This window comes from Microvirga sp. GN3 (genome assembly GCF_055792825.1).
In genome coordinates this window covers 37,755-50,161 of the sequence record NZ_JBVVAK010000060.1, presented here as the reverse complement: position 1 = coordinate 50,161, position 12,407 = coordinate 37,755, and the positions used below count along the sequence as shown (strand labels likewise).

Here is a 12,407-nt window from a genome sequence, read left to right as displayed (position 1 = left end):
GATAGCCGAGCGCGCGCACTTCCCGGCTCAGGGTCTGCTTGGAGATTGGCACGCGGTGCTCATCCCAGAGCCACTGGATCAGATCGACCAGCCGCCAGCGCACCACCCCATGCACGGCCGGAAGGGGTCCGCTTTCGATCGTGGCGGCGAGGGCTGATCGATGGGCATCAGTGAGCCGGGAGGGCTGGCCCGGCGGCTTGCGGTCGATGAGACCGTCCGGTCCCTGAGCATTGAACTTGAGCACCCAGTCGCGCACGATCTGCAGCGTCACGCCCCCGACCCGCGCCGCCTCGGTGCGCGAGGCGCCCTCGTAGATGGCCGCGAGTGCCAGAAGCCGCCGTGCCTGGGGCGCATTCTTCGTCTTCCTGGCAAGCACCCGCAACTGGGGCGCATCGAAATCAGAGCGGACTGGGATTGGCATGGCGAACCTCTCTGGTTCGCTAAACTGAATCACACCCGCCCCAGTCCGAGAAATCACGAACGAGTCAACCCTTCAGGGACTTGGTATTATAGGGTCAGTGACCTCCCATCTCTTCCAACTTCACCACTCACATGCAGTTCAAAGCTGGACTTCGAACGCTGTCACCGACGCTTTGGGGAAACGCCAAACAATCGTTCCATTCTCGATAGGCACCGAACATTTCTCAACGTCAAACACATTCAGAGCAGTGGTATCGATTGCAGTCGACAGATCATCAGGCGCAATTTGATGAGCCGAGGCAGAGTTGGGGTGGATCCCAGTCACGGTAAGCTCGGCATTTGTCGCACTTTGCAGGTCAGTATTGACGACATGCAAATAAAGAGTTTGACCGCGTCGGCTCGCTGTTACATCCAGTGTTGATCCCTCACTTGTGACATTGACTGCGGTGTCGCCGCCGTACTTTCTGAAAAGCCGCATCACGTGTCCGGCCGGAAGCAGATACGGGGTCTCTCGGGGGGAGCCAAGCATCACCGCATTGACCAACCAGGATACCCCCTCGAAATCAGCCAACGTCGCGATATCAACGAAGTCTGCGTTGCGTTCATAAAGGTTCAGCACTCTCGCGTGGTAGAGAGCTGAAATCCATTCGCGAAGGATTTCACATTTATTATATGGCTGGAGGGAGAGATGACCCTCCGTGACTGCCACTCGTTTTGAAGCGTCTATTGACCGGATCACGCTCCGAGCCTCGGTGAGTTTGCGACCAACCTTATCGTACAGCGAACAAAGCTCAGTCCAGCTTGCTTGATAATCTTTCCGATACTCACGTCCTCTTAGTACCGTGTTCGGATTGTCTGGCTTTTGGTGCATCATGTGAAGCGCCACCAAGTCGACAAGGTCTCCAGAGTCGCGCAGGAGATCCTCGGCCCACCACTTGTCGCTGTCGCGCTCCTGATCTCCCCAACCGATAAGCTGGATTGAGCTGTCAGCAGACCGCATGGTCTCAGCAAACGTTCTGTATTCACGAACATTTTCCGCACTGCTGAACCGATGCCCGTTTTTTGGATAGGACGTCTCGTTGCCGATCTGCCAGAACTTGACACGCCACGGTTCGCCCCGGCCGTTTGTCCGGCGTTCGCTATGATCTGGATCGTTACAGTAGCGGACAAGATCCGCGGCGTCTTGAGCAGTTCCCGCCCTCCTTTCTCCCCGCACTGTGTTGATGTATTCGGGCCGACCATCACTGGCAAAATTGATAGCAAGAATCGGCTCAGCTCCTACCTCCTCACACAGACCAAGAAATTCATGGACTCCAACTTGGTTCGGCTCCACGCCTCCCCAAAGGTAATTGATCATCGGCTTACGGCACTCGCGGGGACCAACACCCTCTTGCCATCTCCAATAACTGGTCAGGATCCCACCCCACCGTATGGCACCTGGAGCCAAGTCGTGGACTGTTGCGACGAAGTCTTTGCGCCATTCGTCACTGTCATAGTCCCATGCGGCCTCAACCGAGGCATCGGTTGTACCAAGCGGCTCCATGAACTGCATGTAGAGGCGCGGCGATATAGAAAATGTCGGGGTAGGATCAACCGTGATGCGAGGCATGACGCACTCCAGGAATTATTTGATACCAGATGTCGGACGCATGCCACTGACGATCCAGCGCTGTGCCAGGAGAAAGAGGATAGTCATTGAGAGGCAGGTCAGGAGCCAAGCGGCAAGACGAATGTGCCCCTGAGGTGGTGTAGCTCGCCGGGAGCGGATCGACCGATCCGCGGGTGGTCATCGAGGATCGTCGGGCGGGGCCCAGCACGCCAGGCTCGTGCCTCCTGCAAGTTATACTCAAGATCTGGCACGACGGGCGGTCTTAAGGGTGAGTATGTCGCAGCGCAGTCGAGGCACTCAGTTCAGCCTCCCGCGACAGACCTTCGCCATAGCTGGAAGGCGACAGCGTCAGCGATGAGAGCGATCGCCGCGCTGGCCGCGATAACGGCAGCAAGTCCAGAGTGTCCGGCGACCAATCCGAGGGCCGGACTTCCAAAGCCCATCGCGATTTAGAGGCCGGCCGTATAGAGGCCCATCACAAGCCCGCGGTTCAATCGGTGCCCGTGACTTAAATCGAACTCAAGGTTGAATTCTTTGAGTGGGGCTCAGACCTTGTTGATATGATTATCCCCGAGGATCATCGCGAGCGAACCACCTACGAAGGCGCACCCTTTATGAGCCCGTACCTGACGTCTATCGCTCCAAGCGCCAGTGGTCCAGGACCGAAGATGATGACGATTACGACAGATGTCGGTTTGGGGCAGCCTGCCCCGTTCCCGTGAGTACGTCCGGGTTCATTGCCAGACGTTCCACGCTCAGCCAGCGCTCCCAGTCCGGCATGATGCTCCAGGCAGGGTCGCTCAGATAGGCCTGCGGCAGCCGGTAGTGGAACACCGGTCGAGGTCCGATCTTCTCATGTGGCAGAACCGAGCGCACCCGATCGTGATCGAAGTGGGTCAGCAGCGGCAGCAGATCGAGCGCCCGTCTCCGGGTCGGGTTCGCGGCCAGGTAGTCGTCCGTTAGTTGCGGCAGGTCAGGCCAGTAGTCCGGATCGAGCACCTGCCGCTTGTAGTCTAGCGGGTAATCCGGCGGAAGCAGGAGAGCACGACGAAAGCTCCCACGTGCAATGTCCTCTCGGAGACGGTCGCTGACGAGGAGAAAGGCCTTGAGAAAGGCTGTCACCGTTGCCGCATCAAGACGTGGTGGATCGATGTTGAAGTGGAGCCCCAGCGAATCCCAGAGCACGGCCCCGCGGCCGTAGGCGCCTGCAGCCCGCAGGCTGTGGACGATTGTGTCCACCTCCGGCAGCCGGGCGATGGGGATCGGAGTGGTGATCAACTCCCGCGGGACAAAGGGTGAGACCATGGTGCCGAGCCAAGCGGCCACCCGGGGCCCCAGCCTCAGACCAAGCTCCGGATGCCGGTTGGGATGAACGTGCCGCAAGTCGGTTTCGATCAACAGGTCGCCAAGACAGGTGCCGGTGATCTTGAAGGCATGCGGATCGACCGTCACACAGGTCCCACCCAGGTCATGCGCAAGGGCCTCAGCCGCAACTTGAGCGCTCGGGCCCAGGAACTCGACCTCGACACCGACGCGCCGCATCGAGTCGTCGTCCGCAATCAGAGGGGGAGAGCTGAGCGCTTCAGGCTCGACAGCAATGTCGTTCATCACCTCGAGACATGGGGACGATGGAGCCTGACCTCAATGAAAGATCATGGAACTCCTCAAATCCTGCAAGTTGCTGATGCACGCACAATAGCCTCACTCAGATACATTGTCTCTCACGGGCTGAGGACGAAGGAGGATCTTAGCCCTTGGGGAGTGATCCTAGCGACGAGGGCTTTCGGCGCGAAGCAACACTCACGACCAGCTTCTGCGGCAGGTCGAGGGCTTGGAACGACGGGCGGGTGACTGCGCTTCGGACATCCGGAAGATCGAGCCCCTACCGGAAACAGACGAGGACTGAACAGCAATCCGTCACCACACTGATAGATCGTCGCTATCCTACCCCCAACTGTCTTCTGAACAGGGCGAGCTTCAGGGGCCTTGTCCATGACAGGCTCCGCTGTTCAACCCGAGCTGCGGTTGCGCCGCCTCAATTTACAACTTCTGCTGTCTCTGCAGCCCACTTATTAAGCATCTATATCGACGGTAACAGCTTGCATCTGCAATCATTAACGTATGTCATAGCCTTAGATCAGGGTTGAGAGTTACATACCACTCCTTAAGTGTTGAGGTTGATTGAGCTAAATTGAAGGCGGAAGGTGCAACCGGCTAAACATCATCGGGCTAATCGGCTTTTGGCTTCTCTGGGGTCAGACGATTACAAGTCCTTGGAGCCGTTCTTGGACATTATAGAACTGCACCGAGGGCAGGTTCTCTACGAGGCTGGCGACCCACTTCGCTATACCTACTTTCCGCATGATACAATCATCGCCCTTTGTACGATTGTCCCGGATCAGAGTGTCACTTTGCCTTTAACTTTGAGATTCGTCGCGTTGGGTGTCGAAAAGCGACATTCTTTGCCCTTAAAGGCGAGATGCCGATCAGGTTTGTTCGCTGCTCTTTGATCCTGCGTGTGAACGCGGTGCTATATCTGGGGCGCGATACGATCGACGGTGGCGAGCAAACGGGCTTCCTTGTGATAGGTCCGGAGCAAGGCGACCTTGGCGAACTCTGTCAGGTCCCGTTCCATCTCCATCGCAGCCAGCCGCACGCCCCTGTAAACGCTGTCTCACTTTTAGGGGAAAAATCTCGATTTTATAGGCAAAATCTCACATTTTTCGGCAAAGGATTACCCTTGATTTTGTTGAGTTCCTTATCTCGCCTTTAGGGGCAAGGCGACACTAGCGGAACATCGATGCACCAGTAGAAACTCCGGCCAATCTGTGGGTCAAACAGTGACGACCTTCTCATGTTAGAACCTGTATGGCGGTTCAGTACAAATTGGCAGCCTCAGCCGTCTGTGTAGGCTCGGCCCTCCGCGAGGTGATGATCATCCGAGCTTGATATCGAGGCAGACTTGGCTGCGGCGCTGTGAGGTGGAAGCGGTTGGATCGGGATCGCCGGGGCACTTACGCTTTGATCGGCTGCTGGGCAGGGCTCGTGTGGCGACGGCTTCCTGTCTGCAACTCACGCCACCCAATGATGCTGGCCTGGACTGCCTCTCCCGTTGTGCCGTTCCGCCACTCCCCGTTTATGTGCTCACACGGGAATGGAAGGATGTAGGTCCCAACATGATCCTCAGCCAGAACCTGCACGGGCAGCCCAGAGCCTGGATATCCGTCGGTCTTGAAATCCTTCAATCGGGTCGTTCGTGTTACCATGCACTTGTTCCGAGTTGTTCTGATGCGCCAACAGATCCATGGTATTACGCTACCAGAGAAGCGCGATGACACTGGGATCGCGCCGAGTTGGGATGGAGTGACACTAAACGTTGATTGGCATTTCATGCAATGGGAAGGGCTCATCCATGAGGGTGATAGCAACAGCCTTAGGGCTGAGGCTTCTGTCGAGTCGCGCTCTTCAGCTGTGCGCGACGATAACTGAAGCGCTTGCATCCCCTGAGGCTTTGACTTCTGCTGTGCCAACCGTCTCAACTCCGCACAGCTGACATCCGCCAGCCTCGACAGGATAATCCAGCGGAGGGGAGCTCTTGCGTTTGTATGGCAGCGAATTCGCCTGATGTGCCGGCTATGCAGCCGCTTCGTCGTTGGGGCCCTCCAACGAAGAGGCCAGTGCCAGCTCAGCAGCCGATGCAGATCCCCCTTGTAGCTCTTCTCAGCCTTACGTCTCTCGCACGCTCTGCGGCTTCAGCCTTCTTGCGAACGGCGGCAGCCATGGCCGCGCTTTCTTCTGCCGTATAGACCCTTGCGGCCGTTACCTTTGACCCTTCCTTAGCTGCCTGCCCCTGCGCCTGGACAACCTGAGGTGCGAGAGCAGGAGCCAAAATGAGTGAAAGGGCCATCAGAACGCGCATAGATCGGCTCCACGGAAGGTTTGATTGTTGGAGCCTAGCACACACCTGCCAACCAACAGTTGGTTATTGCGCCGCTGACCAGTCACTTAAGAGTGACCGCTGTTGTTGCAATTGAAGCGGAACCCTTCTCGCATGCGGCCATCTAGAACCCCTTCACAGCAGTGGTCTTTTCAAAGCGCGAGTGGTTCTCCATATAGAATAGATCAGCGGCTCCTTAGTCGACCGCTGTCCTTTTGGGCGCACTCCTGCACCTCGAAGTGCCTTAGGCTCTGAGGTGTGCTATGAACAACTCATCGAGATCAAGTCAGCCCTACCAAGCTGTCATCGTAGACCCGTCGACCGGCCTCGCCACGATCGAGACCCTGGTTTGCGACAGTGAAATGCAAGCTCGTGAGTGGGCTTGCAGTCTTGCCCATACGAGCCGCGTGCAACTCTGGCATAACGAGAGGATGGTTGGGTCCTGCACGCCGCCTCCGGGTCCTACAAAGTCCCCCTTATCCTAATCTTGGCCGTCAGACCGTCCTTGAGATCGTTTAGCAAAGAACCTGCCATGCCCGTCGATATGCCTCCAAACAGCAAGAAGTCGCCAGCAACCCAAGAGACATTGTCCGGCTGGGTTACAGGGGCACTGAATTGGTCCGCCTTTCTTATAGGTCTTGGTCTTTGCCTTTGGATGATCAACTACAGTGTCGGATCTCCGGAGTACACCCATGCTCCCCTCAGTTCCGGCGTTGCAAGTACCGAGGACTAAATCTCATCCAGTGAGCGCGACCGGGAGAAATGCCGATGTTTGGTGATATGGACCAGTCACGGAAGCGCCCCCGAATGTTCATCATTGGCATTGTGCTTCTAGGGCTCATCGGCGTTGCCGCCATGTTGATCCTCAGCTTCTAAGCAACCCCAGCCTCCCAGCAAGGCTGTACGGGAATTTCAGCTCAAACCCTCGACCTCGATTAACCAAATGGCACTTATGCTATGCACTTAAACTTCGTAACAGAAGGTGTGCTATATCCTGGGATTAACGCTTGGATGAGGACGAGGCGGAGCATTCCGCATTTCATCGGAGGTCCCGAACGACGAGCCTCCTCGGAGCCTGCTGCTTGTTAGGAAGTAAGGTCCGGACCTGAGGCTCAAGCAGCCAAACGACAAACGGCCGGCGCGTGCCAGATCCGGAACTTTATGGTTCGTGAGTTCAGCGTGGCGGATTAGGCCATAACGGAACTCTTCCTCGGTCCCAGCTCTTAAAGAGTTTCTACGGCCGCATTCCTTCCGGTCGGTTTTGGCGTGAGCCACCCAGCCCTGAGCGCCCCAGCACTCCTGTCTGAGTGCAGGTAAGGTAAAAGGGGCGGCCATGAACACCAATCAAGATGGCCAGCAGCCGGTGGTTGTCCTCCTCGCCGAGGACGAGGCGCTCGTTCGCATGATGGCTGCGGATGTGCTCAGGGAAGAGGGCGGCTTCAAAGTCGTCGAGGTGGTCAATGCCGACGAAGCGCTCACCGTGCTTGAGGCGACAGTCGACGTTCGAGCCCTCGTGACCGATGTGGAAATGCCCGGTTCCTTAGATGGCTTTTCGCTGGCCCGTGTGGTGAGGCAGACATGGCCGCATATCGGGGTCGTGGTGACTTCAGGCAGAATGGCCCCCAGTCCGAAGGAGCTTCCCTCAGGCGCGCTGTTCATTCCCAAGCCTTACAGGCCGGCCGATTTGGTTGCCGCCGTGCGGGCGGCGCTGCCGTCAGGCCAGACCGAGATACCCGCCGAAGCTCCGGTCCCAGTGCTTCCCTCCGCGATCAAAATCAGTCAGCCCCACACCGGCACTGGCGCTGCTGGCGGTCTCGCACAGCCCCTGCCCGAGCCCGAAGAATAGACCTTGGAGGGGTGGGAATTTCTGAGAAGTCTATATCGAACCGCGCTGGTACGAGGTTCGAGAAGGGTCTATGATAAGGTATTGCCGGTATGAGTGATCCAGGCACCGGTGGCTGAGAGATAAGAGCGCTCCCGCCTGTAAGGCTCAGGAGCGGCAGATGCCCCGTCATTATGAAGCCTGCGAAGGACCCATTGAGGGCCTCTATTTGCCTCGACTGGCTTGGGACGTGTTCCTTCGCGAGAACATCCAGACCATCGATCAGCTCAGGACCGTTGCTGGCCATCTTGAGCGGTTCGAAGGGTTCGGCCCCATAACGGTGCGCGTCATCAGATAAGAGCTCGACCGCGTAGCGGCACCTGGGGAGCAAGTGTTCCATGACGGGCAACTTTCTGCGTGGGGTGCGTAATTCTGACGAGACGTGTTAGCGAACTTGGTGAAGATGTGCCGCAATGTTGCGAGGGATATGCTCTTGGATGAGAGGAGGCTGCTTCTTCAAGAGGTTAGCGACGCCAAGCTGCAGGTGGAACGCCATACTCCCGTCGGAAGGCCCGGTTGAAAGAGGCCTCGGACTCGTAGCCCACCGCATAGGCGATGCGCTCGACGGCATCGGATGTTTCCTTCAGCAGCATGGAGGCCTGCACCAGCCTCTGCTGGGCAAGGTAGCGCATGGGCGGCTCGCCGATGATCCGGGTGAAGCGCTCCGCAAAGGCAGAGCGGGACAGGCCGATCTCCCGGGCGAGATCTTCTGTGGTCCAGTGTCGGGTCATCTGGCCATGCAGGAGGCCCAGGGCCTGTCCGATCATGGGATCGTGTATTCCTGCCGCCCAGGCGTTGCGGCCGGGCGGCTGCGAGGCAAAGTACCGGCGCACCGCCTCCATGAACAGAAGTTCGGCCAGTTTGGCGAGGATCGCGGGTGAATTGACATGGCCCACGGCAAGTTCCTGCGCGGCGAACCGGAAGGAGCTTTCGATCCAGTTTTCGGATGCGCCATCAGCAACGTTGAGCGTGAGGACGCTCGGCAGCATCGCAATGACCGTGCTGTGCGGCATGTCATTGCCCAGGAAGCCGCAGTAGAGGTGCGTCCGCTCTCCGCCCCCTCCGTGAACGATGCGCGCCAGCCCGCCATCCGGGCTCGGTTGGATTAGGCGTTCGGCCGAGATCGGGCGGACCGTCAGGGAACTGCCGATCACATGATCATCATTGCGCGGCAGGACGACAATCTCGCCACCCTCGACCGGGATCGGTTTCTGCCCGCTGACCTTGAGCAGCAGGCGCCCGGCGGTCACGTAATGATAGGCAATGATCTGGCGCGGCTCGGGGGTGAACGGGGCACAGTCCTCAGGCCCCACCTTGGCCGTCACACACCATGGCGCGGTAAAATCGGCATCGAGAAAGAGGCCGCCCGTGAGCCGCATGGTGCGGAACATGTCCAGGATGGCATCCATCACGCCTACCCGATGCAGATTTGGCGGATCGGCAAAGCGGACCGGCGCCTCGCTCATATCACCCGCCTTTCGGCGCGTCTAATGTACCACCCGGGCCACGAAGTCGAAAGCAACGCCGCTGGCCGGGGTCCTCTGCCGGAACAGACATCCTGCGGTGGGCCACAACGAGGAGAGAGCCGACATGACGATGGACAAGCAGGGCAATCCGCTCTCAGGCGCAACCGGTGAGGCCGTGAAGCTCTTCGACGAGGCTGTCGAAGCGTTCAACATCTACCGCGGCGATCCCGTCGCCTTGCTGGACAATGCCATCAAGGCCGCTCCCGGCTTCGCCATGGCGCATATTCTGAAGGCTCACCTGTTCGCTCTGGCGACCGAGCCAGACGCCGCCAAAGAGGCGAAGATCATCCTCTGCAAAGCCAAGACGCTCCGCCTCTCCGACCGGGAGGCCTCCCACGTCGCCGCGCTCGACCGGCTGACCGAGGGGAACTGGACCGCCGCCGCCACCATGCTCGACTACCACAACGCACGCTATCCGCACGACCTGGTTGCGCTCCAGTCCGGCCATCTTATGGATTTCTTCCGCGCGAGCGCGCGGAGTTTGCGCGACCGCATCGCCCGCGCCCTGCCGAAATGGTCGCCCGACATGTCGGGTTACTCGATCCTGCTCGGCATGCAGGCCTTCGGGCTTGAGGAGGCCGGTGACTACGCCCGGGCCGAGGAGTTGGGCCGGCGCGCCGTCGACCTGCAACCGCTCGACTGCTGGGCGCACCATGCGGTCGCCCACGTGATGGAGATGCAGGGCCGCGCCGAGGACGGCATCGGCTGGATGATTGCCCGTGAGCCGCACTGGTCCGGCGACGACAACTTCTTCAAGGTCCACAACTGGTGGCACCGCTCGCTCTATCACCTCGATCTCGGGCAGGTCGACGAGGTGTTCGCGCTCTACGATGGGCCGATCCGGGAGAGCCGCAGCATCCTGGCGCTCGACCTGGTCGACGCCTCGGCGCTCCTCTGGCGTCTGCATCTCTCCGGCCATGACGTGGGCGAGCGCGCGCGGGAACTGGCGACCGCCTGGGACAGCCATGCCGACGGCCGCACCTATCCGTTCAACGACTGGCATGCCGTGATGGCCTATCTCGGCACCGGCCGGGAAGATGAGGTCGAGCGCATCGTGCGGACCTACCGGGAGAACCACGCGGACGGGTCGGACGCGGCCGAGTGGGGGCGGCGCACGGGCGTGCCTCTGATTGAAGGCTTTGCGGCGTTCTGGCGTGGGGATTACCAGGCCGCAGCCGACCACCTCTACGGCACCCGCTACATCGCCAACAGCTTCGGCGGCAGCCACGCGCAACGGGACATCATCGACTGGACGTTGACCGAGGCGGCCATCCGCGGCGGGCTCACCGATCTGGCGGAAGCCCTGGCCCATAAGCGCCTAGCACTGAAGCCCCACAGCCCGGTCAATCGGGCGTTCCTGGCCCGAGCCGGAGCAAGCGCAGCGCCGGGTCTGAAGGCCGCCTGACCGTTGTCCCGCGTCCGGCTGCGGCCTGCATAAGGCAGCGGGGCGTCTCGCGGGCGGGATAAGAACCCGCAACCATGGGAGAGTTCACTATGAAGCATCTCGCCATCATCGTGCGCGACGACGCCTACGACAAGATCCTCACGCCGCTGACCTTTGCCTACACGCAGGCCTGCAACGACGTGACGGTTGACATGCTGTTTGTGCTCTGGGCGGTGAAGGCGCTGACCAGCAAGGGAGCGGCCTCGCTCTCGATGGACGACAGGCACAGGAATGACGCAGAATGGTTGCGCGCCCGGATGGCTGCGGACGGCGAGCCGACCGAGATTGAGGATTTCCTGAAACTTCTCGCCGGGACCGGCAACGTGCATCTCTACGGCTGCCGCTATGCGGCACAAACGTTTGAGGTGCATGGGGCAGACCTGATCGCAGAGGCGGCCGGCATCGTTGACCCAGGCTGGTTCCTGACCGAGAAGGCAATCAAGGCGGACCACTGTCAATACTTCTAAATGAGCCAAGTGAGCCTTTCGGCTTGGCGGAGGGCTAGGAAAGATCTACGGCCTCGGAGTCTTCGAGCCATCCCGAAAAGATTAGGCGCACGGGCAAAGGAAGGGCCTCCTTACCCGCAATGGCCAAGGAGTAAGAAGGCCCCTCATGGAGTGAAGACTGGGTTTGCTGGAGTCTTCACGGGCACAATTCATCTGGCCCGGTCGTGTTTCAGCGTGACAAAAGAAAAAGCCCCTCCCGAGAGATTGAGAGCTTGTGTGAAGGGGCTTGAAGTTAAGCGAAGGCTCAAGGGTAAGAAGGGTTACGTGGCCTTCGTGCAGGGTTAACGGATTAGGACCAAGAGTTATTCCATCTGCTCTCCAGGCTGGGTTACCAAGCCCTAACGCTTCCTCGATACCCTGCGGAATTCCACCAACTGGGTGCTATCGTTGAGCCACCACAGCCGTCGAGGGCAAGATCCAGGGCAGCAGAGGTGCCCCAGTAATCCCAACGATGGAAGGCGAAAGCCGCTACGACCAACCCGAGGCGGCCATAGAGCGCCAACAGAACCTCGCGTTTCATCGTGTACCGCCTGTGTTGTACCCGCTCGGATCATAGGCGTTTTCGGGGCAGGGAACAGGGGCTGTATGTCCGCCTCTGATGCTGCCTCTCGTTGCCAGCAGCGGGCGGGCTGTTATGCTCAAGCTATGAAAAAGCGCCCATGGGGGGTGAGCCCAACATCATCAGCCTAGAGAAGTCGCGCCAGTACTGGGCGCTCCAGCGCCACCACTACCGGCGGCAGGAGCTTTTGCGGCGGGTTGGATTGTCGGCCCTTGCAGGCCTCGCTGGCTGCGCGATCGTATCGATCTTCATGGTCTACGGCCCGGCGCTCGGCTTGTGGTCGTGGCCGTCGTTCAACTCGTCGCCTCCAGTCCCACGCGTCCACCGCTCCGGCTCCTTCCGCACCTGCGCAGAGGCCCGTGCCGCTGGAGCCGCTCCGCTGCACCGAGGCCAGATCGGCTATGCGTCCCATCTCGACGCAGACGGCGATGGCATTGCGTGCGAATGGTCTTGGCGGAACTGGTTTAGATAGTTAGGCGGAGCCGACACGCTGGGCATAGAACTGAGGATAATCAGCCCGAAAT

At 59.5% G+C, this 12,407-nt stretch carries 9 protein-coding genes; 5 read left to right on the top strand and 4 right to left on the bottom strand.

What is annotated here, in order from left to right; all coding sequences use genetic code 11:
* From ACS5Q1_RS25265 to ACS5Q1_RS25255, 3 genes are all read right to left on the bottom strand, one after another.
* Nucleotides 1-421 (bottom strand): helix-turn-helix domain-containing protein (locus ACS5Q1_RS25265; RefSeq protein ID WP_473100760.1); only part of this gene is annotated, 421 nt, incomplete at its 3' end.
* 138 nt (nucleotides 422-559) lie between these two features.
* Nucleotides 560-2,029 carry an alpha-L-arabinofuranosidase C-terminal domain-containing protein gene (locus ACS5Q1_RS25260; RefSeq protein ID WP_473100759.1) on the bottom strand — a complete coding sequence of 490 codons (1,470 nt, stop codon included), beginning with the start codon at nucleotides 2,027-2,029 and terminating at the stop codon, nucleotides 560-562.
* 678 nt (nucleotides 2,030-2,707) lie between these two features.
* Nucleotides 2,708-3,637 (bottom strand): amidoligase family protein, encoded by a 930-nt coding sequence (locus tag ACS5Q1_RS25255; protein WP_473100758.1) that lies wholly within the window; start codon nucleotides 3,635-3,637, stop codon nucleotides 2,708-2,710.
* Nucleotides 3,638-7,299: 3,662 nt separating this feature from the next.
* Here ACS5Q1_RS25255 and ACS5Q1_RS25250 point away from each other — a divergent pair.
* On the top strand, nucleotides 7,300-7,812 hold the full coding sequence (locus ACS5Q1_RS25250; RefSeq protein WP_473100757.1) for a response regulator: 513 nt from the start codon (nucleotides 7,300-7,302) through the stop codon (nucleotides 7,810-7,812).
* Between the two features lie 157 nt (nucleotides 7,813-7,969).
* Nucleotides 7,970-8,146 (top strand): hypothetical protein, encoded by a 177-nt coding sequence (locus ACS5Q1_RS25245; RefSeq protein WP_473100756.1) that lies wholly within the window; start codon nucleotides 7,970-7,972, stop codon nucleotides 8,144-8,146.
* Nucleotides 8,147-8,312: 166 nt separating this feature from the next.
* Here ACS5Q1_RS25245 and ACS5Q1_RS25240 read toward each other — a convergent pair whose 3' ends face one another.
* Nucleotides 8,313-9,314: an AraC family transcriptional regulator gene (locus tag ACS5Q1_RS25240; RefSeq protein WP_473100755.1), complete on the bottom strand. Its 1,002-nt coding sequence runs from the start codon at nucleotides 9,312-9,314 to the stop codon at nucleotides 8,313-8,315.
* A 124-nt stretch (nucleotides 9,315-9,438) separates the two neighbouring features.
* Here ACS5Q1_RS25240 and ACS5Q1_RS25235 point away from each other — a divergent pair, with 124 nt between their 5' ends.
* From ACS5Q1_RS25235 to ACS5Q1_RS25225, 3 genes are all read left to right on the top strand, one after another.
* Nucleotides 9,439-10,779 (top strand): tetratricopeptide repeat protein, encoded by a 1,341-nt coding sequence (locus ACS5Q1_RS25235; protein ID WP_473100754.1) that lies wholly within the window; start codon nucleotides 9,439-9,441, stop codon nucleotides 10,777-10,779.
* A gap of 89 nt (nucleotides 10,780-10,868) precedes the next feature.
* Nucleotides 10,869-11,285: a hypothetical protein gene (locus ACS5Q1_RS25230; protein WP_473100753.1), complete on the top strand. Its 417-nt coding sequence runs from the start codon at nucleotides 10,869-10,871 to the stop codon at nucleotides 11,283-11,285.
* Between the two features lie 698 nt (nucleotides 11,286-11,983).
* Nucleotides 11,984-12,355 (top strand): excalibur calcium-binding domain-containing protein, encoded by a 372-nt coding sequence (locus ACS5Q1_RS25225; protein WP_473100752.1) that lies wholly within the window; start codon nucleotides 11,984-11,986, stop codon nucleotides 12,353-12,355.
* Nucleotides 12,356-12,407 lie beyond the last annotated feature (52 nt).